Origin of the sequence: Streptomyces sp. SLBN-8D4 (assembly GCF_049739545.1) — a bacterium.
GTDB lineage: Bacteria > Actinomycetota > Actinomycetes > Streptomycetales > Streptomycetaceae > Streptomyces > Streptomyces canus_C.
Map to the genome: position 1 here is coordinate 9,849,987 of NZ_JBMGQC010000001.1, position 25,960 is coordinate 9,875,946.

The following is a 25,960-nucleotide window of genomic DNA, read 5'->3' on the forward strand; positions in this document are numbered from 1 at the left end:
TCGGTACGGTGGTACCGGGACGAGTGAAGGGGGCGGCGCGGCCGTGGATGAGGAAGCGGAGATCAGGACGGCGAAGGAGGCCGCCGATCATGAGCTCATTCTGGCGTTCGGACGGCTGCAAGGCGCGGCCAACCGACTGGAATACATACTCGGCCGGGCGCTCGAGGAGGAGTGCGGGATCAGCCATCTGGTCTTCGAGGTCCTGCTGATTCTCGGCCGGGCGGGCGAGCCGGGGCTCTCCATGCGGGCCGTCGCTCAGGAGCAGATTCTGACCACGGGAGGCGCCACTCGGCTGGTGGACCGCATGGAGGTGGCGGGTCTGGTCGAGCGCAAGGAGGATCCCGATGACCGGCGCGGGCGCCTGGTGTGCCTGACCCCGCTGGGTGAGGAGACGGCAGTACGTGCTTCACGGGTGCATCTGGAGAACATCCAGCGGCACTTCGTGGAGCCTCTCCCGGCTGCGGACCGTGCGCGATTCGCGGAGGATCTCCGCATCCTCAGCCACACGGCCCGTGACATGTTGCCCAGGCTGCCCTGACCTGCGGAACAGCGACCGGGCTGACGTACTGGCGTCAGTGATTGCGGTGTGGTGCAGGTCATGACAGCCGAGAAATATCTGACGAGTCAGGTATTGTTGGTGAGGTGAACCGCTCGCAGAAGGTGCGGGCGCCCCACCCTGCCGAGGTCCTTGATGAAGCTCGTCTATGTCTTCGACGCCTACTGCGGCTGGTCGCACGGGTTCTCCGGAACTCTGCGCGAGGTCGTCTCCCGTCACCCGGACCTGCCGGTCGAGGTGGTCTCCGGTGGCCTGTTCACCGGGCCGCGCCGGGTGCCGATCCGCGAGTTCGGTTACGTCCAGGGGGCCAACGCCCAGATCGCGGAGCTGACGGGAGCCGAGTTCGGCGAGGGTTACGAGCGGTTGATCGCCGACGGCACGTTCGTGATGGACTCCGAGGCCGCCGCCCGCGGCGTCGCGGCCCTGCGACAAGTGGCTCCGGAGCGCGCGGCGGAACTGGCCGCGGCTCTCCAGCACGCCTTTTACGTCGACGGCCTCAGCCTGTCGGAGGCGGCCACGTACCGGAAGACCGCGGACGCGGCCGGACTGGACGCGGACGCCGTGGTCGCCGCCTTCGAAGGACCCGAGGCGCCCGGCACAGCGGCGGAGGACTTCCACCGCGCGGCTGAACTCGGCGTCACCGGTTTTCCCACCCTGCTGGCCGTCGACGGGGACCACTTCACGCCCATGGCCCGCGGTCACGCCACCGCGGACGAGATCGACCAGCGGCTCGCAGCCCTTCGTACGGCCTGATTTCCCCCGTCCCGCCCCACCCAGCAGGAGCCCCGAATGAGCACCCTTTCCTTCCAGGTCCTGGACCTGGACTTCCCGGCCGGCAGCAAGAACAAGACCGCCACCCTCGTCACCGGCGAGACGGAGGCACTGCTGGTCGACGCCGCCTTCACCCGCGCCGACGGCCACCGCCTGGTGGCCGAGATCCTCGACTCCGGCAAGACGCTGACCACTGTCTTCGTCTCCCACGGCGACCCCGACTTCTACTTCGGCGCCGAAGTCATCGCCGACGCCTTCCCCGACGCCGTCTTCGTCGCCACCCCGATCGTCATCGAGCACATCGCGCACTCCTACGAGGGCAAGCTCAAGGCCTGGGCGGCACTCGGGTCGAACCTGCCCACCCGCCTGGTCGACCTCACCCCGCTCACCAGCGACCTCACAGTCGCAGGCCACACCTTCCAGCTCAAGGGCGGCCCGGCCGGCCTCTCCGACCGCCACTATTTGTGGCAGGCAGAGCACCGCGCCCTCCTCGGCGGTGTCCTGATCTTCCAGCAGGAGCACGTCTGGGTCGCCGACACCCCCACTCCCGACGACCGCGCCGCCTGGATCGACCTCCTGGACGAAATGGCCGCCCTTGAGCCGGAGTTGGTCGTCCCCGGCCACCGCCTGCCCGACACCGCGGCTGATGCGACCGCCATCACCGCCACCCGCGACTACCTCCTCGCCTTCGAGGAGGAGCTGGGCAAGGCCGCCGACGGCGCCGCACTGACCGAGGCACTCGTCAAGCGCTACCCCGGCAACGGCATGCTGATCGCCGCCCAGATCGGCGCGAAGGTCGCCAAGGGTGAGATGAAGTGGGGCTGACCATGACCGAGTCCACCGGGTTCACCACCTCCACAGCTCCCGCCGACGTCGTACGTCGCCAGTACCTGGCCTCGGCCGCCGGGGACCTGACCGCGCTGCGCTCCACCCTCGCCCCCGACGTGGAGTGGACGGAGATGGCCGGCTTCCCACTCGCCGGGACCTACCGCACCCCCGACGGCGTGACCTCCAACGTCATGGAGAAGCTCGGCCAGGACTGGGAGGACTGGACCGCCCACGACGACACCTACGTCGTCGACGGCGGGAACGTCGTCGTCCTGGCCCGCTACACCGCGACCAACAAGGACACCGGCAAGCCGATCGACGTGCGTGTCGCCCACCACTTCGTTGTGCGGGGCGGACTGATCGTGCGCTTCGAGCAGTTCGTGGACTCCGCGCTGGTGCGCGACGCCATGACCGTCTAGGCGCACCACCCAGCACTACGAGCAGGCGTTCAACGACTACCAAGCGGAAGAGGCCCCCGCGGCGCATCTCGGCGAGACCCACACCCAGCACAACCCGGAGGCGCAGGACAGTCCGCAGGCCTTCGTCGGTTACGTCCACTGGTTGCGCGGACAGTTCCCAGACCTGCGCCCGGACATCAAGAGGGCGGTCGCCGAAGGGGACCTCGTTGTCACCCACAGCAACCTGCACCTGAGGCCCGGCGACCGTGGCATGGCCGTCGCCGACTTCTGGCGCATCGCCGGCGGCAAGATCGTCGAGCACTGGGACGTCCAGGAAGTGCCCGAGAAGAGCGCCAACCACAACACCATGTTCTGAGTCCGCACCACCCGGCCGTGTGCCGCGGCACGCGCCGCTGCACGCGGCCGACACATGGGAATGCTTCAGGCGGATACCACGTCGTCCTGGTCCACGGGCCATCCAGGCCGGCCTTGCACTCACCCCGGTGGCCACCGAGGATCCGGCCCGGCCGTCGGCGAGTTGACGGGACCGGAACGCGTCGGTGGAGTTTTCGGGCGAGATTGAGCCGGGGCCGTTGTCGAGGGACGCCCGCCGCGCGCTGCGAAGGCCGCGAGCTCAGGGGCTGTAGGCCTGGGCGGAGCCCGGGCCCGTTCGGGCGAGGCGGACCATGGCGCGGTAGAGGGCTGTGGGTTCCGGGGCTTCGGGCACCGCGGGGATCGGTGCGCCGGGGGCGGCGTAGGAGCGGATCATGTGCGCGAAGAGGCGGCGCCAGGCGTCCGGGGCGGAGTCGCCGGCGGCGGCGATGACGCCGGCGTTGGCCATCTGCAGGATGACGAGGTCCTCCGGTACGAAGTCCTCCCGGAGGTGTCCGCTCTTCCGGGCGCGGGCGATGAGTTCGAGGAACCCGTTGTACGACTCGGTGCGGCGGGCTTCCAGCGCCTTGGCGGCCGGGAAGGACATGGTCAGGACGTGGGCGAAGCCGCGGTCGGCGGCCTGCATGGCGCAGACGGCGTGGATGTAGCCGGTGAAGCCGTGCCAGGGATCGGGATCGGCGAGCACCTCGGCGACGGCGCCGGCGTAGCCGTCCATGCGGTCTGCGAAGACCGCGTTGATGAGTTCCTCCCGGGTGGCGAAGCGTCGGCTGAGCGTGGCTTTGCCGACGCCTGCCTCGCGGGCGACGGAGGCCATGGACACGCCGAGTCACGACGTCACGGAGCTTGTGAAGCTCCGCCTGTCGTTCGCGAAGTCGAGCCGTGTGGTGTGCCTGCTACCGGTTGGCGGCGAGGAAGTCCTCCAGGATTTCGGCAAGCCGCGCCGGCTGCTCCTCGGCCGGGTAATGGCCGCAGTCGTCGAGGACGACCTCCGTGACGTCGTCGGCCGCCAGCCGCATTGTCTGGGCGGCATTCGCGCCGCTCCACAGCGCGCCGCCGAGGGCGAGCACCGGCAGAGTCAGCCGTGTCTTGCTGCGCTGCTCGTTCTGCGCGATCGTCTCGTCCAGTGCCCGGTAGTACGCGAAGCTCGCCCGCAGCGCGCGAGGATCGGCGGCGATCGCGTCGACGTAGACGTCGACGGCGTACGCGGGGATCGCGGTCGGCAGGGCGGCCTTGGTGGCGAACTGCCAGCCGAAGAAAAGCCGCTCCCGTCCCCGGACCAGTTCCTCGTTGAGGTCGGTGAGCCGGTTGAAGCCGAACTGCCAGAGTCTCAGGTTGGCCGCGGCCGGGCCGAAGAACGGCGGGGACGGCGTGAGACCGGGGACCACCGCTTCGAGGATGGCGAGCCGGCCCACCCGCTCGGGGTGGTCGGCGGCGAGGGCGTATGCGGTCCACGTACCGATGTCGTGGCCGACCACGTCGAACCGGTCGTGCCCGAGCGCGGCCATCAACGCGAGCAGATCGGCGGCCAGCGTGCCGGAGTCGTACCCGTCGTCGGGCTTGTCGGAGAGCCCGGCCCCGCGCGAGTCGACGGCGACGACGGTGTGCCGGCGGGCGAGTGCGGGCATCACTTTCCGCCAGGCGTACCAGGTCTGGGGCCACCCGCCGACCAGCAGCAGCGCCGGGCCGTCCCCACCGGTGACCGTGTGCAGCCGCAGCCCGTTCACCTCCATGAGCCGGCTGGTGAACACGTCGGTGAACCCGTCGGGCAGCCGCAGCGCACTCAAGCTTGCCGTGCCGTCGGCCGTACTCATCTTGGAACGATCGGTGCAACTTGTCATGCCGTGGACCGTACACATGTTGGAACGATCGGTGCAAGATGTGTACGCTGACGGACCATGGCAGGACGCAAGCAATTCGACGTGGACGAGGCACTACGACGCGCGATGCACGTCTTCTGGCGCTGGGGGTATTCGGAGGCCTCGATCGATCGCCTCACCGAGGGCACGGGCCTGAGCCGCGGCTCGCTCTACGGCACCTTCGGCGACAAGAGCGCCCTCTTCCGCAAAAGCCTTCAGCGGTACGCGCAGACCTACCACCCGCTGTACGAGCAGGCGCTGTCCGGCCCCCACTCGGACCCGAGCACCGTTGTGTCCGCCTATCTGCAGGTCGCCCTGAACCGCATCGCCGACCCGACAGTCCCGGACGGCTGCCTGCTCACGGTGTCGGCAACGCAGCTTCCGGCACTCGACGCGGAGGGCCGGGCGATGGTCCGCGCCATGATCGACGGTTTGCGCACGAGGCTGGAGCAAGCCTTGCTGGCAGCGGGGGCGGGTGATCAGGAGGCGGCAGAACTGGCGTTGTGCACGCTGGCGACGAACAAATCTCTGGCGGTGCTGAGCCGCGCCGGCTTCACGGGCAAAGACCTGGCAACCGTCGCGGCGGCAGCCGCCAAGAATGCCGAGGCTCCACGCCGGCTCGGCAGGGAGTGACTCGAAACAGCCCTCATAGGGGATGAGCCGACCCGGCGACGAGATTGCCCCACCGGGGGAAGAAGCCGACCTGAGCCGCCTCGTGACTTCGGGCTCCTGGTGCTCGTAAGAGGATCATGGGCGGGCCTTCTTTCGGCGTCGCCCGCAGATGAGGCTGCATGCCAGGGAGACGAAGGCGTCGTGGAGTTCGAGGCGCCGTTCCCATCGGATGGCGAGGCGTCTGAACGGGTGAGGGCGAAGGCCTGCTCGACATCGAAGCGGAGTTTGCCCAGGCCCTTGAAGTTCGGGGCGCCCTTGCGGGAGATGACCGGCATGATCCGGCGTGTGCGCAGTTCCCGGGCGTCCCGGGTAGTCCGCCGGGACGAGGCGGGGGTCTGCGTGATGTCGTTTACGTTCCCCGCAGTCGTGATGAGGTGGAGCGGAGTACCCTTCCCGTCGCAGATCGGGTGGTGTTTGCTGCCAGTCTCCCGCCGGTCGACCGGCGACAGGCCGCTCGCGGCTCCTCTTTCTTGCGCGGACGTGGGCGCCGTCCACGCATGCGTGGCGACCACCGCGGCCGGGATCCTGACCCGCGACGTCGGCGGCCCGGCTTCCACGGAGGACGTCACCAAGGCCCTGACCGACGCGCTGGACGCCCTGACGGTCTGAACGCGTGCTCGCGGCGAGTCGAGGATGCGTTGCCCTGTTGCCGTGGAGCCGGTGAACGACACCATGTCGACACGCGGGTCGGTCAGGAGGCGTTCGGCCGCCTCAAGGTTGTTAGTCGGCACGACGTTGACCACGTCGGCCGGGATGTCGGTGCGCTCGGCGATGAGCCGACCGACGCGGGTGGCGTTCCACGGTGTCTTGGGTGCGGGCTACGCGACGGCCGTGTTGCCGGTGGCGAGCTTGACGAGCAACAACTTGAGCACCTCGTACGTGCCGTTGCCCGCGGACGTGCTGAGCTCCGTCGATCAGCAGGCGCTCCTCGTGGGGCGGCTCGCGAGGCCGGGAATGACCGGCGTTCGGCAGCCGCCGCGTTCTCATGGGCCGGAGGTCAGGGCTGAGCTGCGGGGGCGGTGGTGCGCACGGTGTCGTCCCACGCCGCGCCGGTGGCGATCGCCCGACGCCACTGCCGGATCGCCTTGGGTGGCATGCCGACGGTGAGGGCGCCGGTGACGCGGTCGCCGGTGTGGTACGCGGCGACGAAGCGACGGTCCATCAACTCCCCGTCCACCACGGCGACTTCGTCATGGCCGCGGAGATAGCCGTAGGCCTGGATCTTCATGTCGTACTGGTCGGACCAGAAGTAGGGCACGGGCGCGAACGGCTTGCGCGCCTCCGGCGTGGCGAGCAGGTTGCGGGCGGCGGCCATGCCCTGCTCGGCCGCCGTGGTGCGGTGCTCGATCCGCATCGAGGTGCCGAACAGCGGGTTGTACCAGCGGGCGACATCACCGGCCGCGTACACGTTGGAGGCGGCCTCGCAGTACTCGTCGCACACCACGCCGTCCCCGACGGTCAGACCGCTGCCCGCGAGCCACTCGGTGTTGGGCAGGGAGCCGACGGCGACCAGCACCTCGTCGGCCTGGATCTCGGAGGCGTCCGCGAGCCGCACGCCGTTCTCCGTCACCTCGGTCACGGTGACTCCGCAGCGCAGGTTCACGCCCCGCTCCAGGTGGGCCTGGGTCAGCATCTGGCCCACCTCGGTGCCGATGGCGTGCGCCAGCGGCACGGGGGCGGGTTCCAGGAGGGTGACATGGACCCCGAGCTGCCAGGCGACGGCGGCGGCCTCCGCGCCGAGGAATCCAGCGCCCACCACGACCAGCCGCCGGCCCAGGGTGAGCCGCTCGCGCAGGGCAAGGGCGTCGTCGAGGTCGCGCAGGACGTGCGCGCCCTCGCCAGGCAGTCGGCGCGGCCGGACGCCGGTGGCGACGATCAGCCCGTCGTACGGCAGGGCGGATCCGTCGGCCAACTCCACCGTGCGGTCGGCGAGTTCGAGGCCAGTGGCCGCGACGCCGAGCCGCAGGTCGAGATCGAGCGCGGCCAGCGCATCCGATGTGCGCAGCGCCAGCCGGTCGGGCTCCCACTTCGCGGCCAGGATCTGCTTCGACAGCGGCGGGCGGTCGTAGGGTGCCAGCGGCTCGTCGCCGACGAGGGTGAGTGTGCCGTCGTAGCCCTCCCGGCGGAGGGTCTCGGCCGCCGCGAGTCCGGCGGCCGAGGCACCGACGACGACGATCCGCCTCACTGCTCGACCAGCCGGATGGCGGCGGCCGGGCAGACCGCGACGGCCTCCTCGACGTCGTCGAGTCGGTCGTCGCCGACCTGCTCCTCCAGAAGGATCGCGATGCCGTCGTCGTCCTGGTCGAAGACGTCCGCCGAGGCGAGCACGCACTGCCCGGAGGCGACGCACTTGTCGGCTTCCAGCTCCACCTTCATGGCAATTCCCCTTTGCTTCCTCACACGTGATCTTGGTCGTTCGCGGGACGGGGAGCCGTCACCAGGAGACGGGCAGCTCGTGCACGCCGTAGATGAACGCGTCGTTCTTGAACCTGACGTCCTCCAGCGCGCAGGCCGGCTTCAGCGTGGGAATGCGCTTGTAGAGGGTGCCGTAGACGACCTGGAGTTCCATCCGGGCCAACGGCTGGCCCAGGCACTGGTGGACACCGAAGCCGAAGGCGACATGGCGGCGGGCGTCACGGGTGAGGTCGAGCCGGTCGGGGTCGGCGAACACCTCGGGGTCGCGGTTGGCGATCTCGTTGGCCATGATGACGCCCTCGCCGGCCTTGATGACCTGACCCGCGATCCCGATGTCCTCGGCGACCGCGCGGCGCCGTCCCAGGTGGGTGATGTGCAGGTAGCGCAGCAGTTCCTCGACCGCGCCGGCCACGAACTTCGGGTCGTCGCTCTCACGCAGCAGGGCGAGCTGGTCGGGGTTCTCGAGAAGGGCGAGGGTGCCGAGGGCGATCATGTTCGCGGTGGTCTCGTGGCCCGCGATCAGCAGGAGCAGCGCCATCTCCGTGGCCTGCCGGTGGTCGATCTCCCCGGCGGTGACGCGCCCCGCGATGCTGGACAGCAGGTCGTCCCTCGGCTCGGCGAGCCGCTTGCCGATGAGGGTGGCCAGGTATGCGGCGACCTCCAGGCTCGCCGCACCGCGCTGCTCGGGAGTCGCGGTCGTGCGGACCATCGTCTTGGTGTTCTCCTGGAACATCGCATGGTCGTCGTAGGGCACGCCGAGCAGTTCGCAGATCACCAGGGAGGGGATCGGCAGGGCGAACTCCTCCACCAGGTCCACCGGCCCCGGCCGGCTCAGCATCCCGTCGATCAGGTCGTCGACGATCCTCTGCACGGTGGGCCGCAGGGCTTCCACCTTCTTCACGGCGAACGGCGCCGTCACCATCCGGCGCAGCCGGGCGTGTTCGGGGTCGTCCATCATGATGAAGCTGAGCTTGCCTTCGCCGCCCGCGGGAGAGGCCTTGGTCGGGTAGCCGGGGCTGTCGGTATCGGCGCTCACCCGGGGATCGCCGAGGACCGCGCGCTGCTCCGCGTACCGGGTCACGAGCCATGGTTCGCTGCCGTCCCACAGTCGCACCTTCGTCAGCGGCGTCTGCTCCTGGAGGTCCTTCAGGGCGGGCGGCGGGTCGAAGGGGCAGCGGGCCTCCCGGGGCATCGGGAACTCGGGTAGCGGGTCCGATGAGTCGGGTACGGGTCCGGCCAGCGTGTCGGCCATGGTTCTCCTCGGTGGTGGGGGTCCGCTCGACGGGCGGAGCGCCGGGGTGAAGGGGTCGAGGCCTCGATGAGCACATGCAAACAGAGCGGGCTGACGCCTTCCGATCAGTTCCCTGACGAAAAGCTGACGTGACCCAGATCACAGCCGTGTGGGGGTGCGTAAATAGCCTGTTGTGCAAGGGAGTTGTATGCACGGCGCCGCTTGGTGCGGCAGGTCAGTGCTCGTCTTCGGCGTGCCCGAGCCAGTAGCCGAATCCTCGGCGTGTGTGAATCAGGCTGGGCGCGTCACGATCGACCTTGCGCCGCAGCCGGGAGACGAGCTGCTCGATGGAGTTGTCGCCGCGGTGGTCGCCCCAGACGTACCGGCCGATCTGCTCCTTGGAGAGCACCTGGTGCGCGTTGACCAGGAGGTGGCGCAGCAGCCGGTACTCGGCGGGCGTCAGGGCGAGGGGGCGGGTGCCGCGGCGCGCCTGGCGCAGGGTGTCCTCCAGGACCAGGTCGCGGTAGCTGAGCGAGCCGTCCCGCGGACGCCCGAGGTGCGCGTCCCGCAGCAGGACCTGCACACGGGCCAGCACCTCGGCCACCCGGAAAGGCTTGGTGACGTAGTCCCGTTCCCCTGGGCCCAGTTCGGGCACGAGGTCGTCCAGCGAGTCGTACTCCGTGAGGAGGAGCGCCGGCGGGCGATGGGCCAATACGGGCCGTTCCCGGCTCAGGCCCGCCATGTCCGGCAGTGACGTGTCGACGATCATCAGATCGAACCGCTGCTCCGAGAGCCGCTCCAGCGCTTCGCTCCCGGTCCCGGTCAGGGTTGTGCGGTATCCCGCCAACTTCAGTGTGGTGGAGAGGAGTTCGGCGACGCCCGGCTCATGGACGATGAGCAGGAGGTGTTGACCGGCTCCGTGGGCAAGTGCCGGTCTCACACGGACGTCACTGCCGTACATGCGCTTCACCCTACCGTCCGCTTGCCCAACGCAACTGGTTTCCCCGGGGGGTTCGGGACGGGATGCATGACACCGCTTCCTGACGTCGCGCGCCGTGGGGTGCGCAGGGTATGGGCTCTAGTTGGGCGTGGATGCTGCCCGAGACGGTGCTGCTGATCCGCCGGATCGCCGGAGCCAAACGTGGTCTGACGGCCGCTTGGACGGGCCGGCGCATCCCGGAGGCGTACCAGCCGATCACCGGCACTTTGCGCGAGCGTCTGCGGATCGCCGTCCGTGACCCGGGCACCCTCTCGGCAGGTGGTACGCGGCATTCACCCCCGATCCTCACCGACCGTGGGCTCGTCGGCGCCGTACGGGCGCTGGCGGCCGGGTGGGGGTCCCACCACTCGAGCGAAGCCGAGTGTGGGGGAGGGCTGGAACCTCGGTGAGCAGCGGGATGCCGACGACGGACAGCCCGGCCAGCGCGATGACGACCGTGAGGCCGGCGAAGACGACCGCCGACCGGCCGTACCGGCGGCGAGACCTTGTTCACGAGTGTCGACAGCGACTGTCCATGGGCCCGTGATCGTGCGACGACGCCGAGTCCTGTCGTGTGTGCTTGGGCCGGCAACCGTTGATGAGTCACATCGAGACCGGTACAAGTGACGAGTGACAGAACCTCTTGCTCCTCGCCCGGATGGCCGCGTTGCGTCGAAGCCGGGACGATGGACCCAGCAGTCAGCGGGTGCGATGTTCGCCGCCGTCGCAGCATTCCTCCTCACTCGCGACGTCACATTCGGGTTCTTCAGGCAGACGCTGCCCGACCGGGCGTACACCGCCACGGTCCTCGCGGGACTTGCTGTGTCGGCTGTTGCTTACGGCCTTGCCGTGTTGTGGCTCAGGCGATTGCCCTAGCAGGGCTCACGGCAGGCTTCAGCGTTGCCGCACGGGGGCACGGGCTCCCAAGATCATGGAGTTCCCTGCGCCCATGATCCAAGTGGACGACCGTGCCTGCCGACGCACCATCGCCGATCCCGCCTGCCCTTGACCCGCTGCGTGAGAATCCGCAGGCCGGACCTGGTCTCGGACCTGGAACTCCTCCATCCCATGCCCTCTCCCGGCTGGGCCGCACCCGCCCCGATCCACCGCGAGTCCAGATTGCGAATCTGTTCCGAACGCTTGACGACCACCGTATGACTGCGTAGACATGTCAGCGCAGTCATACGGCGTCGACCGGCGCCGGGCACGATCACCTGGAGACACCATGGGGCGAGTGGCAAGGCGGGGCGGAAGCTCCGGCGCACCCCGCAGCGTGGACGTCGCCCAGCTGGCCGGCGTCTCGCAGAAGACGGTCTCCCGGGTCTACAACGACGAGCCGTACGTCTCTGCCGAGGTGCGCCGCCGCGTCCTGGAGGCCGGTGAGGAACTCGGCTACCGCATGAACAACGCGGCACGGGCACTGGCCTCCGGACGCACCCGCTCCATCGGCGTGGTGACGCTGGGAACCGCCCTGTACGGCCCCGCCTCACTGATCATGGGCGTCGAACGCGCCGTACGGGACACCGGCTACGCCCTCCGCGTGGTCAACACCCTGGAAGGCGACCCGACAGGCGTCGCCGGCGCCGTCGACTCGCTTCTCGAGCAGGGCGTGGACGGCATCGTCATCTCCGAGCCGATCGACGACGGACACGGCGAGGACCTGGCCGCCCGCGACGACGTACCGGTGCTCGTGCTCGGTTCGCCGTCCCTGGCCACGCCCAAGACACTCGCCGCGGGCGTCGGCGCCGATCTGATGGCGCGCACGGCGACCGAGTACCTGCTGGAGCTCGGGCACCAGACCGTCCACCACCTCGCCGGACCGCAGCGGTGGTACGCCGCCCGGGACCGGCTGGAGGGCTGGCGGTCGACGCTCGCCGCACACGACAGGGTGCTCCCGCCCGTCGTCGAGGGGGACTGGTCCGCCTCGACCGGCTACACCGCGGGCCGTGAACTCGCCGCCGACGACGACCTCACCGCGGTGTTCGCCGCCAACGACGACATGGCCATCGGGCTCATCCGCGCGCTGGTGGAAGCCGGCCGACGCGTGCCCGAGGACGTCAGCGTCGTGGGCTTCGACGACATCCCCGTCGCCGCCTATGTCACCCCTCCGCTCACCACGATGCGTCAGCCCTTCGACACCGTGGCGCAAGAGGGGCTCAAACGCCTCGTGCACTCCATCGAGAACCCGGACGCGCCCCCGTTGCCGGCTGGTGAACCACCGGTCGACCTCGTAATCCGCGCCTCGACCGCGCCTCCGCCACCCCGGAAGACCCCGGGCAGCGGACGGTCCTCCACCTCATCTCCGAGTGGGGGCCGGCCTGTCCCGGCCCTGGGCGGAGGTGCGTCCACGTACGACTGACCAGCACCGACCGGCCCGAGGAACCGCCTTCCTCACCGGGCAGGGAGCCGTGTGGCGAGCCGCCGTACGAATCTCACTGTTCCCGCCCACCTCTCCCGGCCGCGCGTGAGTCCCGTACGGACACCCCGTTACCCGAACGCCGCGTCCCCTTCTCCGCGCTTTCGGCACCAAAGCGGCCACCGAGCCCTCAGCGCCGCAACTCTCCGCTCCACCGTGACCTCCCCGACCACCGGCCTCCGCCGCGACAGCGGGCGGACCGCCCGGCGGGCGGTGTCCGCGATGACGAGTCGCCGTCCATACCGGCATCCGTGCCCTGGCCGACCCGTCCGAGCCTGCGTATCCCTCCTCACTCTGCCCTCGCACGCCTGTGCTCGGCGTGCTTTTCCCTCAGCCATCGGCGGGAGTTCTCATGCACAGAACCGACTCCACCCCCAGCCAGCCCCAGATGAGCCGCCGGCTCCTCCTGACCGCCACGGGAGCGGTTTCGCTGGGTGCCGCTCTGACCGCCTGCGGCGGCGCTGGTGACGGCTCCGCCTCCTCGTCCAACAAGCAGGTCAGCCAGGCCGACATCGACCAGGCGATGACGACCCCGACCACACTGACGTTCTGGACCTGGGTGCCGGACATCGACCAGGAGGTCGCGCTCTTCGAGAAGAAGTACCCGGCCGTCAAGGTCAAGGTCGTCAACGCGGGCCAGGGCGTGCAGCATTACACCAAGCTGCGTACGGCGATCAAGGCCGGCAGCGGTGCCCCGGACGTGGCTCAGATGGAGTACCAGGCCATCCCGACCTTCACGATCACCGACAGCCTGCTCGACCTGGCCCCCTACGGCGCGGCAAAGCTCAAGGACACCTTCGTCGACTGGACCTGGGGGCAGGTCAGCGGCTCCAAGGGCGAGATCTGGGCGATCCCGCAGGACACGGGTCCGATGGGCATGCTCTACCGGGCGGACATCTTCGACAAGAACGGCATCGAACCGCCCAAGACCTGGGACGACTTCGCCGCCGCCGCGCGCAAGCTGCACAAGGCCGACCCGGAGGTCTGCCTGACCAACCTGGCCGGCAACGAAGCGGCGGCCTGGCACGGCCTGCTCTGGCAGGCGGGCGCCAAGCCCTACGCGACCGCCGGCAAGGGCAACGTCACCATCGACGTCGACGACGCGATCTCCAAGAAGCTCGGTGCCTACTGGGGCGGCCTGGCCCAAGAAGGCCTGATCGGCGTCGAGCCGGACTTCACCGACGCCTGGTTCTCCGCGCTCAACAAGGGCAAGTACGCCACCTGGATCACCGCCGCGTGGGGGCCGGTCTTCCTCGCCGGCTCGGCCAAGTCCACCGCGGGCAAGTGGCGGGCCGCCCCGCTGCCGCAGTGGGACGCCTCGAAGCCGAGCTCGGGCAACTGGGGCGGCTCGACCAGCGCGGTCATCAAGGAGACCAAGAACCCCATCGCGGCCGCGGTGTTCGCACAGTTCCTCAACAGCGACCCCGCCAGCGCGAAGCTGTTCAACACCAAGCAGTCGTTCTTCCCGGCGACCAAGCAGCTGCTCGCGGACGCGTCCTTCACCGCCGACGCCCCCTCCTTCTACGGCGGCCAGAAGGTCAACCAGGTGTTCGCCGACATCGGCAAGACGGTCAGCCCCGACTTCCAGTGGCCGCCGTTCCTGGACCAGGCCGTCACCGACTGGACCGAGACCGTGGGCACGGCCCTGACCCGGAAGAAGGACGCGGTCGCCGCGCTCGGCGCCTGGCAGACGCGCCTGACCACCTACGCCAAGGCGCAGGGCTTCACCGTCAAGTCCCCGTGAACCGCGGGTTCCGTGCCGGCGACCTGACGCGCCGGTACGGAACCCGCCCCTGGCCAGCCCTTCCCCCAAGAAAGGCCTGATGATGACTGCCACGACCGTGGCCCCCACCGAGGAGCCGCGCCGAGCGGGGCCCGAACGCCGCCTCGGTGGCCTGCGCCAAGGTGCGGCAGGCCCGCTATTTGTCGCACCGTTCATGGTGCTGTTCCTGCTGATGTTCCTCGCCCCGCTCGGCTACGCCGCCTACCTCAGCCTGTTCCAGGAACGGCTCATCGGCGGGACCGCCTTCGTCGGGCTTCACAACTACCTGACGGCCCTGAAAGACCCGCTCCTTCGGGAGGGCGTCCTGCGGGTCGCGCTGTTCTTCCTGATCCAGGTCCCGCTCATGCTCGTCCTGGCGCTGGTCTTCGCGCTCGCGCTCGACAGCGGCCTGCTGCGCCTGGCCCGCGTGATCCGGCTGGGCATCTTCGTGCCCTACGCCGTCCCGAGCGTGGTCGCCACCCTCATGTGGGGCTACCTGTACGGGCCGGACTTCGGGCCGTTCGCGCAGCTGAGCGAGAAGCTCGGCCTGCCGATCCCGCGCTTCCTCAGCGACGGCTGGATGCCGGGCAGCCTGGCGAACATCGTGACCTGGGAGTTCGTCGGCTACAACATGATCATCCTGTACGCGGCCCTGCGGACCGTTCCCACGGAACTGTACGAGGCAGCGGCCATGGACGGCGCCGGGCCCTGGCGGATCGCCTGGTCCGTCAAGCTCCCCGCGCTGCGCCCCGCCCTGCTGCTCACCCTGCTGTTCTCCGTGATCGGCAGCTTCCAGCTGTTCAACGAGCCCAAGCTGCTGCAGCCCATCGCCCCCGACGTCATCGACAACTCGTACACCGCGAACCTGTACGCCTACTCACTGGCCTTCACCGGTCAGCAGGTCAACTACTCGGCGGCAGTGTCCTTCTTGCTCGGCCTGGTCATCGTGATCTTCTCCTACGCCGTCCTGTTCATCGCGAACCGCAGGAGGACCTCGTGACGACCACGACGCCCCCCTCCACGTCCCGGCCCGCCCCGCGCGCGGCTGCGAGCGGCACCCCGCGGAACTCCCGCGGCCGGCGCCGGAGTTCGGTCGGCCGCCGCAGTACCCCGCTGACCATCGTCATGCTGGCCGTCCTGGCGTACTTCCTGCTGCCGCTGTTCTGGCTCGCCGTCTCCTCGACCAAGAGCACCCAGGACCTGTTCACCAGCTTCGGCCTGTGGTTCTCCCACGCGCCGCAACTGCTGAAGAACGTCCATGAGACGCTCACGCACGACGACGGCGTCTTCCTGCACTGGCTGCTCAACACGGTCCTGTACTCCGTCGGCAGCGCACTGGGCGCCGCGCTCCTCGCGGCCGCCGCCGGATACGGCTTCGCCAAGTACCGCTTCCACGGCAACAACGCGGCCTTCGCCCTCGTCCTGGGCGCCGTCATGATCCCGACGACCGCCCTCGCCATCCCCACCTACCTGCTCTTCGCGAAGGTGGACCTCGTCAACACCCCCTGGGCCATCGTGCTGCCCTCGCTGGTCAGCCCGTTCGGCCTCTACCTCATGCGCATCTACGCCGCGGACGCCGTTCCGGACAGCCTCCTGGAGGCCGCGCGCATCGACGGGGCGGGGGAGTTGCGCATCTTCTGCACGATCGCGCTGCGGCTGCTGGCACCGGGCCTGGTGACGGTCGTGCTCTTCACGCTCGTGGCGACCTGGAACAACTACTTCCTGCCGCTGATCATGCTGAACGACCCGAAGCTGTACCCCGTCACGGTCGGCCTCTCGTCCTGGGCGTCCCAGGCCTTCGGCGGCGGCAGCGGCGCGAACAGCAACATGCTCGCGCTCGTCGTGACCGGTTCCCTCATCTCCGTCATCCCGCTCGTCGTCGCCTTCCTGCTCCTGCAGCGGTACTGGCAGAGCGGTCTGGCCGCCGGCGGCGTCAAGCAATAACACCCCGCCGACCACAACGCCGACGCCCAGCCCCCAACGACTCCTCGGAGGTTCCCCCATGGCGGTTCTTCCCGCCCGCGTCCTCTTCGGTGCCGCGTACTACCACGAGTACACGCCCGCCTACGACCCCCAACTGCGGCCCGACGAACGGCTGAAGACCGACCTCGACCTGATGGCCGAGGCGCACTTCACCGTGATCCGGGTCGGTGAGTCGGTCTGGTCGACCTGGGAGCCCGAGAACGGCCGCTTCGACCTCGACTGGCTCCAGCCGGTCCTCGACGGCGCCCACGAGCGGGGCATCGCCGTCGTCCTCGGCACGCCGACCTACGCGGTACCGCCGTGGCTGGCCCGTCAGTACCCGGAGATCACGGGCGAACGGCGTACCGGCGAGCGCATCGGCTGGGGGGCCCGGCAGGAGGTGGACTTCACCCACCCCGCGTTCCGCTTCCACGCCGAGCGGATCATCCGGCAGATAGTCGCCCGGTACGCCGACCACCCCGCGGTCATCGGCTGGCAGGTCGACAACGAACCGGGCCTGCACCTCTTCCACAACCACGGCGTCTTCCAGCGGTTCGTGGACCACCTGCGCGACAAGTACGGCGACGTCGAGACCCTCAACCGCGAGTGGGGGCTGGTGTACTGGTCGCACCGGCTGTCCACCTGGGGCGACCTGTGGACCCCGGACGGCAACGAGCAGCCTCAGTACGACGTCGCCTGGCGGGAGTTCCAGGCCCGGCAGGTCACCGAGTTCATCGGCTGGCAGGCGGACATCGTCCGCGAGTACGCGGCACCCGAGCACTTCGTCACCACCTGTATCTCCTACACCCGCCAGGGAGTCGCGGACGACGAGCTGGCCGCGCGGCTCGACATCGCCTCCGGCAACCCGTACTACGACATGCAGGACGGCCTCCTGCTGCCCGACCCCACGCCCGACGAGCACGAGCAGCGGTGGAAGACCACCGGCGTCTGGTCGATGTACCAGACCGCCGACTGGATGTTCTCCTCCCGCCAGGAGCCCTTCCTGGTCACCGAGACCAACGCGAACTCCATCGGCTTCGCCTGGGACAACCGGCCCGGCTACGACGGCCAGTGGCGCCAGGCCGCCTGGGCGCACGTGGCCCGCGGTGCCCGGATGATCGAGTACTGGCAGTGGCAGACCCTGCGCTTCGGCGCCGAGACCTACTGGGGCGGAGTCCTCCCGCACAGCGGACAGCCCGGCCGCACCTACGCCGAAATCGCGCGCCTGGGAGCCGAGTTCGACAAGGCCGGTCCGCTCGTCGCGGGGATCGAACCGGACGCCGACATCACGATGGTCTACTCGATGCCGAGCAAGTGGCTCATGCAGAAGTACCCGCCGCTGGCCAAGCCGAACGGCGAACCCGACCCCGCCGCCTACCACCGCGTCTTCGACCCCTTCTACCGGGGGGCCTTCGACGCCGGCCGGCAGGTACGCATCGTGCATGTCGCACAACTGGTCCGGGACACGACACCGCGGGAGGCCGCGCGCCGCCACCCCGTGCTGGTCGTGCCGGCGCTGTACATCGCCACCGACGCCGCCCTCGACTGGCTCACCTCCTACGCCCACGCCGGCGGCCACCTCGTCCTGGGTCCCCGCACCGGATACGCCGACCACGAGGCCCGCGCCCGGCACGAGAAGGCACCGGGCCGTCTCACCGAGGCCGCGGGGATCCACTACGACGAGTTCAGCAACGTCGTGAAGGCCGTACCCGTCCGCGCTGTGGACGGCGGCTCGCTCCAGGTGCCCGCCGACGCGACGGCGACGCACTGGATCGAGGGCCTCACACCGGTCGACGCCGAGACGTTGGCCTCCTACGAGCACCCGCACTTCGGTCGCTGGCCCGCCGTCACCACCCGTCAGCACGGCGCCGGCCGCGTCACCTGCGTGGGCACGGTCCCCGGCCGTGACCTCGCCAGGTCACTGGCCGCTTGGATGGCACCGGACCCGCGCGGCGGATGGCGGGACCTGCCAGAGTCCGTGACCGTCACGACCGGGACCTCGCCTGACGGGCGTCACGTGCACGTCGTCCACAACTGGAGCTGGGAGCCCGCACGGGTCCCGTCCCCGGTGCACCTGTCCGACGTACTGAGCGGCGACGACGTACCTGCCGGTGCGGAGGTGGACCTGGGCCCGTGGGATGTCCGCGTCCTCGTCGCCGAGCACGACGGCACCACCCCGGACGTCTGAGCGGGCGTCTGTTGCGACCGGGTCACCGGGCGGCACCGCAGTGCGGTGCACCGCTCCGGCGACCGAAGCCCCCCTCGCATCACCGTGATTGTTCTTGAAGGAGGAGTTATGCAGAGAAGAACCCTGGGCAGGGCGCTGGGCACCTTCGGTGCGGCGGCCGCGCTGCTGGCCATCCCCGCGTCCGGCGCGCAGGCGTACAACCCGACCGGCGGGATCCTCTACCAGCTCGGCAATGATGCGTGTCTGAAGGGGCGAGGCAACTGCGCGGTCTACCCGAAGTCGGCCCAGCTGCCCGGCGGACGGCTGGTGGCGTCGTTCGAGAAGTCCACCGTCGTGGCGAAGTCGGGCAGCGCCGACGGGCAGACCCTGCCCGTCTACAAGAGCGACGACGACGGGACGAGCTGGCAGCCGCTGTCCGAGGTCAGGGCACCGGCGTACCTCTCCAAGGACCCCAAGTACGCCAAGTACACGAGCAACTGGACCAACCCGTATCTCTACGTGCTCCCGCAGGGTGTCGGCGGGATGAAGGCCGGCACGCTGCTCCTGGCGAGTGTCGTCTCCGGTGACGATTACTACTACAAGGAGCACAAGGCGGCCGACCCGAACTGGACCCCCTCCAACGACGGCGACCGCAGCGACCTGGCGATCGCCCTGTACGCCAGCACCGACCAGGGCAGCAGCTGGAAGGTCCTCAACGTCGTCGCCACCGGAGGATGGCAGGGGGGCAGTGCGGGCGCGGTCGGGCAGAACATCGCCGCCGCCAACAAGAACAAACAGGTGGACCCGCTCTGGGAGCCCTACCTGATGGTCTACAAGGGCAAGTTGGTCTGCTACTACTCCGACGAGAACGACTACGTCGGCTTCGACCCGGTCACCGGTGTCCCGAAGAAGGACCCCGCCAACGACACGGCCACCGACTCGCACGGCCAGATCCTCGTGCACCGGACCTGGGACGGCAGGAGCACCAGGTGGAGCGACCCCGTCGTCGATGTCTCCGGATCGGTCCAGGACATGGGCGGCGGCAAGACCGAGATCGGCGGCGGACGACCGGGCATGACCAATGTCGTCCCCACGTCGGACGGCAGGTGGATGCTCACCTTCGAGTACTGGGGCGGCGGGGCCAACACCCGGTACGTCATCTCCAACGACCCGCTGCAGTTCTTCCGCGGCAGCCAGACCGGCATGTCGGTCGGTTCGCTCCCGGTCGTCTCCGGCTCACGTCCGCTCTCGGGCGGCGGCAGCCCGGTTCTGATCCGGCTCCCCGACGGGCGTCTCGTCTACAACGCGGCGAACAGCGGTGACGTGTGGGTCAACGAGAGCGGCCGCGGCGACGGCGTGTGGACGGAGTACCAGACGACCTCGCCGGCCGGCTACAGCCGCAACCTCCAGTATGTGGACGGCACCGGCCGCACAGCGATCCTCAACAACCAGGGCACGTCCACGATCGCCTACGCCGAGGTCGACCTCGGCGACTCCTCGGGCACCTACTACCGGCTCGTCAACCGCAGGACCGGCCAGGTGATCGGCACCGGCAACAAGACCAACGACGCCAACCTCGGCAACGGAGACACACCGGACGTCGTCCTGGAGGACGCCGGAGCGGCGGCCGACTCCGACACCCAGCAGTGGCACGTGGTGACCGAGCCCAACGGTGGCACGACCCTGCTGAACAGGTCGGGCGGCCGCGCCGCGGCCGTCTGGACGGGCGACGCCACGGTCGGCCAGCGCATCGGCCAGTGGGTCGACAACAGCTCGACGGGCAGCTGGAACCTCGTCAGGACGTCCGACGGCTACTACAGGTTCCAGGCCGTCAAGAACACGAACCTCTACCTGACCGGGGCCTCCGCGGGGGCGCCGCTGACCCTGCAGAACAGCACCGCGGACGGCTCCCAGGACTGGAAGCTCGTCCGCTAGCCCTGTGCCGTCCAAGCCCTGACAGGGGGACGGGGGTCGGGGTCCGGCGACGACGTCGGACTCCGACCGACCGGATCACGGAACTGGCCGAGAAACGCAACCTGGGCCGAACACGGCCGTCCCGAGGAGGCCGTGTCGGCGGAGATCCTCCAACTCCTGCTGGCCACCGTGCTCTTGCAGATCGACCGGCTGCCCCACCCCGACGGTGGCGGCGACCCGCACGCGGGCGGCGAGGTGTACGCGCGCTTCCGCGCCGAACTGGAGCGCGGGTACGCCACCACCCGCCGTGCCGCCGACTACGCCCACCGCCTCGGGTACACCGTCGAGACCCTCACGCGCGCCTGCGCCGCCGCCACCGGACAGCCCGTGAAGCACGTCATCGACGCCCGGGTGGCTCTGGAGGCCCAGCGGCTGCTCGCCCACACCGACGAACCGGTGGCGACGATCGCCCGCCGTCTCGGTTTCCTCGAACCGACCAACTTCGGAAAGTTCTTCACCCGTCACACCGGTGTGACGCCGGGCGCGTTCCGGCAGACTCACAAGGGCGGATAGCAAAATGAGTACTACTCATTTCGCGTTCCCGTGGTTCTCGATCGTCGCTGATGCACTTCGAGGGCGACGTCGTGATGGATGTATTTAGCAGTATTAGGCAGCTATTGGGCAGTGTGTTGATCTGAAATGTATCTGCCTGACATCTTGACGAGATCTCTTCCGGCGATCGATAAATGCAACTCATGAGAACTCTGCGCATCGGTGTGAGCCTGACCAAAGTGTGCGCGGCCGGAGTGGTCGTCCTCGCGGCCCTCCTGCCCGCCCAGCCCGCCCAGGCGGCCACCACGAGCTTCTACGTCGACCCCGTGGCCGGCAGCGACAGCAATTCGGGATCCAGTGCCACGGCCGCCTTCAAGACCATCCAGGCAGCCCAGGCCGCCGTCCGCACCGCGAACGTGAACATGTCCGGTGACATCGTCGTGAACCTGCGCGGCGGTACCTACAATCTCACCAGCCCGATCACTCTGGGCACGAGCGACTCAGGCACGAACGGCCACACGGTCGTCTACCAGGCCTACAACGGCGAGACACCCGTGATCAGCAGCGGCCGCACCATCACCGGCTGGACCTCGGCGAGCAACGGCGAGTACAAGGCGTCCGTCGGCAGCCTGAACTTCCGGCAGCTGTACGTCAACGGAGTGCGCGCCACCCGCGCCCGGTACCCCGACCTGGGCTCGGACTTCCAGCTCCAGGGCAGCGACAAGACCAACAAGCTGCTGCAGGTGCTCAGTTCGCAGATCTCCAACTGGAGCAACCTCAGCCGGACCGAGATGGTCCTGGAGCTGCAGTGGGCGGAGAACTACCTGCGGCTGAAGTCGTTCACCACCGCGGGCGGCACCGCCCACGTGTCCATCCAGGACCACGAGGCCGGCATCCTCTTCCAGCGGCCCTTCCCGGTCCTGTCCAACGGCTCCCCGCTGCACTTCGAGAACGCCCACGAGTTCCTCAACGAGCCGGGCGAGTTCTACGTCGACACGGCCGCGCAGACGGTCTACTACAAGCCGCGCTCCGGCGAGGACATGTCCACCGCCACCGTGCAGGCACCCACTCTGCCCACGCTTGTGGAGGTCAAGGGCACCAGCCTGGACGCCCCGGTCCACGACCTGCGCTTCACCGGCGTCACCTTCGCCCAGACCACCTGGATGGAGGCGACCAACAACGGTCTGCTCAACGGCCAGGGCGGCCTCTACAACGTGTCGGCCGACTCCTCGAACCACCAGTACGCCGACCGTCCGCCGGCCGGGGTCCACGTCGCGGACGCCGACCGCGTCTCGTTCACCGGGAACACCTTCACGCAGATGGGGGCCACCGCCCTCGACCTGCACCACGGCGTCCACGACAGCAGCGCGACCGGCAACGTCGTGTACGACATCGCGGGCAACGGAATCATGGTCGGCAAGTTCTCCGACCCCACCGTGGAGATGCACACCGTCTACAACCCGCCCACCTCCCCGGCCGGCGAGGACGCCCGTGAGGTCGTCAAGAACGTCACCGTCAACGACAACCTGATCACGCGGATCGGCGAGGACTACCTGGGCACCGCCGGCATCAACGCCGGCTTCGTCAACAGCACCACCATCAACCACAACGACATCAGCGACGCCCCGTGGGCCGGCATCTCGCTGGGCTGGGGCTGGCAGTCCGCGGCCAACGCGGAGGGCAACAACAGCATCAGCTACAACCGGATCGGCAATGTGCTGAACCGGCTGTGCGACACCGCCGGCATCTACCACCTCTCCAACGACCCGGGCACCGTCATCAACGGCAACTACGTGCACGACGTGGTCCGGAGTCCGGCCGCCTGCGGTTCCGCGGTGTCGGGCGTCTACCTGGACGAGGGCTCCAACAACATGACCGTCTCCAACAACGTGCTGTCGCACACGGACGGTTTCATCAACCAGAACGTCAACGGCAGCAATGTGACGCTGTCCGGCAACGCGACCTCGGGCACCTCGGTGATCCAGGCCTCCGGGCTGGAGCCCGCGTACCGGTCCCTGGCGGCGAGGCTCAACCTCGCCCACAACAAGCCGGCGACCGCGTCCACGGTCCTGAACTCGGGTGTGGCGGCCTCCAAGGGCAACGACAACGACAGCTCCACCGGATGGTCGCCGACCGGGACCGACACCTCGGCCTGGTGGCAGGTCGACCTCGGCCAGGCCTACCAGCTCGGCCAGTACTCCCTGACGATGCGCCAGGACATCGACCAGCCCGAGACGCGCAGCAACTTCGAGATCCGCGCCTCCAACGACCCGACGTTCGCCACCTACGCCGTGCTGGGACGCCAGGGCGCCACAACGCTGCCGATGGCCTCCACGCTGACGGGGAACATCGACGCCCGCCAGAAGTTCCGTTACCTGCGGGTCGCCAAGACCGACGGCGCCTACTTCTTCTTCTCCGACTTCAGCGTGCAGCAGGCCGGCGGTGCGCTGGAGGACGCGACCGGTACACCGAACGTCAACCCGTCGACGTACTACACCATCAAGAACGTCAACAGCGGCCAGCTGGCGGACGTCTACCAGGCCTCCACCGCCGACGGCGCGAGCGTCGTCCAGTGGCCGGCCAACAGCGGCACCAACCAGCAGTGGAACATCGTCCAGGTCAGCGGCCAGCTGTACAAGATCGTCAACAGGGGCAGCGGCAAGGCTCTCGACATCAACGGCGCAACTCACCACAGAGGGACCAATCTGCAGCAGTACACCTACAACGGCGGCAACAACCAGCTCTGGTACTTCGAGCCGACCAGCGGCGGATACGTCATCCGCAACTTCGAGACCAAGCAGGTCCTGGAGGTCAGCGCCGGCTCGACGGCCAACGGTGCCGCCATCGACCAGTGGATGGCACTGAACCAGTCGAACCAGGCGTGGACGATCCAGTGACCGGTTGAGGCGGTAAGGGTCAGAAAGACGGTGGGGCCGGAAAGCCATGGCTTTCCGGCCCCACCGCCGCGAGCTAGCTGGTGACGCGGGAGAACGTCCACTGCTGGTTGGTGCTGCCCCGGTCGGTGAACTGGATCAGCGCGGCACCGTCGGCCGCACCGCCACCGCTGACATCCAGCACCTTGCCGCTGTTGCGGTTGACCAGGGCGAACGCGCCACCGTTCAGTGGACGCAGCTGCCACTGCTGGCTGGTCCGCCCGTCGGCCGTCGACTGCACGATCCGTGCGCCGTCCGCCGTCGAGGACCCCGCCACGTCTAGGACCTTGCCGCTGGTGACGCACATGACGGTGTGGTAGCCGTCTCCGGTGGACTGGAAGGCCCACTGCTGGTTCGGCCTGCCGTTGTCGGCCCACTGGATCACGGCGGCGCCGTCGGCCTGGGAGGCTCCGGAGACGTCGGCGACCTTGCCGCTGCGCACACTGACGCACTTGTACGCCCGGGTGGGCGCGATCGTGTACTGCACCGAGTCCACATCGACGTAGCCGGTGTTGTTCGGGTTGTAGGTGTACAGGCCGATCCGGTCGCCGCGGTAGCCGCCCCAGGTGAGCTGGTACGTGCTGCCGAACGGGGTGAACGTGCTGCCGTCGAGGCTGTAGGAGAACCTGCTGACGCCGTTGACGTCCCAGGTGGTACGCAGCCACACGGCGTTCTGCGTGACGGCCGGGCCGTCGGTGAGGGTGCCGCCGGCGTTGTTCGTGATCGTGGTCGTGGTTCCGGTGCGCCGGACGCCCAGGCCCGCGTAGGTGGCCGCGTAGTGGCACAGTCCGGCGTGCTGGCCGTCGGCGAGGCCGGCCAGTTCCATGCGGACGGTCACCGTGCCCCCGCCCGCCGTGCGCAGCGCTCGCTGGGTGAGGGTGTTCCCCACCTTGGTCAGGTTGTCGCCGGCCAGCGGTGCGAACGCCTTCAACCGCAGGCGGCCGGGGCGTTCGGTCAGCGACCAGTAGCCCGCACGCGCCTGGTAGTACCACTCCCACTGCGGCTTGAGGCCGGTGCCGGTGAACAGGTCGCTCGTCACCACGGCGGGAAGTGCGTCGACCGGCAGCCCGGGTGTGCCGCCGGCGGGCACCCGGCCCGTCCACACCATGGTGCCTATGCCGTCCGTGCCCACCTGGCCCAGGATCGGCCAGCCGTCCACCCAGGTCACCGGCAGAAGGGACAGTGGACGCCCCTCCCAGTCGCCGTGGCCGTGGTGGGTCACGAAGTACCAGGTGCCGTCCGGGGTCTGCACCAGTCCGCCCTGGTTGGGCTCGCGGTCCACCGCGGTGTTCACGTGTTCCAGCTGCCGGGTCTCGAACGGGCCGAGGAGGCTGGAGCCGCGGTTCATCATGAGCACCCGGCCCTCGGATCTCACCTCGCTGTACAGGTGGTAGTAGAGGCCGTTGATCTTGTACAGCTTGTTGGCCTCGCTGCCCGGCGACTGGTGGATGACCGTGGGTGCGCCGAGCAGTGACGTGCCGTCCGCGGACAGCTGGAACAGGTTGATCTTGTAACTGTCCGAGTAGTGCGTGGCGACGAGGTAGCCCTGGCCGTCGTCGTCCCAGAAGGGGCACGGGTCGTCCCAGCCGGAGGTCCGCCACACCGCCGTCAGCGGGTCCCACGGTCCGGCCGGCGAGGGTGCCGACGTCATGAAGAAGCCTTCGTCGGGAGTGTTGAAGTACACCCAGTAGCGCCCCGCGTGGAAGCGGATGGCCCCGGCCCACACGCCGCGGCCGTAGCGGTTCATCCGGTCCCAGTTCAGCAGTGGTCCGATCTGGGTCACGTCACCGACCGCGCCGCCGAGCGTACGCCAGTTCACCAGGTCCTTCGAGTGCAGCACAGCAACGCCGGGGGAGTACCCGAAGGTGCTGGTGATGCCGTAGTAGTCGTCGCCGACCCGGATGCAGTCCCAGTCGCTGAAATCGCCCGGGAGAACCGGGTTGACGTAGGTGCCGTCGCCCTGGTCGCCCCACTTGCCGGCCGACAGTGCGGCCGCCGCTGCCCGGCCCGGTGGCAGCAGGCCCGGTAGCAGGAGCGCTCCGGTGCCGACCGCGGCGAGCCGACCGAGTTGTCGTCTGGTGAGGTCCACAAGTCCCGTCCCTTGGTTGGGGTCATCACATGTGAGGTGGTACTGCTCGACTCGAATGCGCGGTGA

The 25,960-nt window shown here is 69.1% G+C and carries 19 protein-coding genes and 4 pseudogenes; 15 read left to right on the forward strand and 8 right to left on the reverse strand.

Annotated elements, in window-relative coordinates; all coding sequences use genetic code 11:
- The first annotated feature begins 43 nt into the window (after positions 1 to 43).
- The 5 genes and pseudogenes from RKD20_RS44765 to RKD20_RS44785 all read left to right on the forward strand — a co-directional run.
- Entirely contained in the window at positions 44 to 538 is a 495-nt protein-coding gene (locus tag RKD20_RS44765; protein ID WP_424882769.1) for a MarR family winged helix-turn-helix transcriptional regulator, read from the forward strand.
- 153 nt (positions 539 to 691) lie between these two features.
- A complete protein-coding gene (locus RKD20_RS44770; protein ID WP_424882770.1) occupies positions 692 to 1,309 on the forward strand; it encodes a DsbA family protein in 618 nt (205 codons plus the stop codon).
- A 36-nt stretch (positions 1,310 to 1,345) separates the two neighbouring features.
- Entirely contained in the window at positions 1,346 to 2,152 is an 807-nt protein-coding gene (locus RKD20_RS44775; RefSeq protein WP_424882771.1) for an MBL fold metallo-hydrolase, read from the forward strand.
- 2 nt (positions 2,153 to 2,154) lie between these two features.
- A complete protein-coding gene (locus tag RKD20_RS44780; RefSeq protein ID WP_424882772.1) occupies positions 2,155 to 2,574 on the forward strand; it encodes a nuclear transport factor 2 family protein in 420 nt (139 codons plus the stop codon).
- Positions 2,575 to 2,593: 19 nt separating this feature from the next.
- A pseudogene (locus RKD20_RS44785) lies at positions 2,594 to 2,929 on the forward strand (nuclear transport factor 2 family protein); the annotation flags it as partial.
- 258 nt (positions 2,930 to 3,187) lie between these two features.
- Here RKD20_RS44785 and RKD20_RS44790 read toward each other — a convergent pair.
- Together RKD20_RS44790 and RKD20_RS44795 are read right to left on the reverse strand one after the other, a co-directional pair.
- A complete protein-coding gene (locus RKD20_RS44790) occupies positions 3,188 to 3,760 on the reverse strand; it encodes a TetR/AcrR family transcriptional regulator (protein ID WP_424882773.1) in 573 nt (190 codons plus the stop codon).
- Positions 3,761 to 3,839: 79 nt separating this feature from the next.
- Positions 3,840 to 4,757 (reverse strand): alpha/beta fold hydrolase, encoded by a 918-nt coding sequence (locus RKD20_RS44795; protein WP_424882774.1) that lies wholly within the window; start codon positions 4,755 to 4,757, stop codon positions 3,840 to 3,842.
- Between the two features lie 84 nt (positions 4,758 to 4,841).
- Between RKD20_RS44795 and RKD20_RS44800 the strand changes: the two genes are divergently transcribed.
- Positions 4,842 to 5,435, forward strand: a complete 594-nt coding sequence (locus RKD20_RS44800; protein WP_424882775.1) for a TetR/AcrR family transcriptional regulator — start codon at positions 4,842 to 4,844, stop codon at positions 5,433 to 5,435.
- A gap of 698 nt (positions 5,436 to 6,133) precedes the next feature.
- Here RKD20_RS44800 and RKD20_RS44805 read toward each other — a convergent pair.
- From RKD20_RS44805 to RKD20_RS44825, 5 genes and pseudogenes are all read right to left on the reverse strand, one after another.
- Positions 6,134 to 6,247, reverse strand: a pseudogene (locus tag RKD20_RS44805) (aldehyde dehydrogenase family protein); the annotation flags it as partial.
- Between the two features lie 224 nt (positions 6,248 to 6,471).
- Positions 6,472 to 7,659 carry an NAD(P)/FAD-dependent oxidoreductase gene (locus tag RKD20_RS44810; RefSeq protein ID WP_424882776.1) on the reverse strand — a complete coding sequence of 396 codons (1,188 nt, stop codon included), beginning with the start codon at positions 7,657 to 7,659 and terminating at the stop codon, positions 6,472 to 6,474.
- Positions 7,656 to 7,850, reverse strand: coding sequence for a ferredoxin (locus RKD20_RS44815; RefSeq protein WP_424882777.1), 195 nt, complete (start codon positions 7,848 to 7,850; stop codon positions 7,656 to 7,658). Before RKD20_RS44815 ends, RKD20_RS44810 begins: the two co-directional genes overlap by 4 nt.
- A 58-nt stretch (positions 7,851 to 7,908) precedes the next feature.
- Positions 7,909 to 9,141, reverse strand: a complete 1,233-nt coding sequence (locus RKD20_RS44820; protein WP_424882778.1) for a cytochrome P450 — start codon at positions 9,139 to 9,141, stop codon at positions 7,909 to 7,911.
- Positions 9,142 to 9,355: 214 nt separating this feature from the next.
- A complete protein-coding gene (locus RKD20_RS44825) occupies positions 9,356 to 10,081 on the reverse strand; it encodes a response regulator transcription factor (RefSeq protein ID WP_424882779.1) in 726 nt (241 codons plus the stop codon).
- Between the two features lie 125 nt (positions 10,082 to 10,206).
- On the opposite strand from RKD20_RS44825, the pseudogene RKD20_RS44830 reads away from it, so the two are divergent.
- From RKD20_RS44830 to RKD20_RS44870, 9 genes and pseudogenes are all read left to right on the forward strand, one after another.
- Positions 10,207 to 10,374 (forward strand): annotated as a pseudogene (locus RKD20_RS44830) (sensor histidine kinase); the annotation flags it as partial.
- 950 nt (positions 10,375 to 11,324) lie between these two features.
- On the forward strand, positions 11,325 to 12,458 hold the full coding sequence (locus RKD20_RS44835; RefSeq protein ID WP_424882780.1) for a LacI family DNA-binding transcriptional regulator: 1,134 nt from the start codon (positions 11,325 to 11,327) through the stop codon (positions 12,456 to 12,458).
- 409 nt (positions 12,459 to 12,867) lie between these two features.
- Positions 12,868 to 14,259, forward strand: a complete 1,392-nt coding sequence (locus tag RKD20_RS44840; RefSeq protein ID WP_424882781.1) for an ABC transporter substrate-binding protein — start codon at positions 12,868 to 12,870, stop codon at positions 14,257 to 14,259.
- Positions 14,260 to 14,341: 82 nt separating this feature from the next.
- A complete protein-coding gene (locus tag RKD20_RS44845) occupies positions 14,342 to 15,277 on the forward strand; it encodes a carbohydrate ABC transporter permease (protein WP_424883477.1) in 936 nt (311 codons plus the stop codon).
- Positions 15,274 to 16,221 (forward strand): carbohydrate ABC transporter permease, encoded by a 948-nt coding sequence (locus tag RKD20_RS44850; protein WP_424882782.1) that lies wholly within the window; start codon positions 15,274 to 15,276, stop codon positions 16,219 to 16,221. The genes RKD20_RS44845 and RKD20_RS44850 overlap by 4 nt, the downstream gene beginning before the upstream one ends.
- Before the next feature lie 58 nt (positions 16,222 to 16,279).
- Complete coding sequence (locus tag RKD20_RS44855) at positions 16,280 to 18,427, forward strand: beta-galactosidase (RefSeq protein WP_424882783.1); 2,148 nt, start codon at positions 16,280 to 16,282, stop codon at positions 18,425 to 18,427.
- A 108-nt stretch (positions 18,428 to 18,535) separates the two neighbouring features.
- Complete coding sequence (locus tag RKD20_RS44860) at positions 18,536 to 20,341, forward strand: RICIN domain-containing protein (protein ID WP_424882784.1); 1,806 nt, start codon at positions 18,536 to 18,538, stop codon at positions 20,339 to 20,341.
- Positions 20,342 to 20,446: 105 nt separating this feature from the next.
- Positions 20,447 to 20,893 (forward strand): annotated as a pseudogene (locus RKD20_RS44865) (helix-turn-helix transcriptional regulator); the annotation flags it as partial.
- A gap of 182 nt (positions 20,894 to 21,075) precedes the next feature.
- Positions 21,076 to 23,769: an RICIN domain-containing protein gene (locus RKD20_RS44870; RefSeq protein ID WP_424882785.1), complete on the forward strand. Its 2,694-nt coding sequence runs from the start codon at positions 21,076 to 21,078 to the stop codon at positions 23,767 to 23,769.
- Positions 23,770 to 23,842: 73 nt separating this feature from the next.
- Here the strand turns inward: RKD20_RS44870 and RKD20_RS44875 are convergent, their stop codons facing one another.
- Positions 23,843 to 25,894, reverse strand: a complete 2,052-nt coding sequence (locus RKD20_RS44875; RefSeq protein ID WP_424882786.1) for a family 43 glycosylhydrolase — start codon at positions 25,892 to 25,894, stop codon at positions 23,843 to 23,845.
- Positions 25,895 to 25,960: the final 66 nt, after the last annotated feature.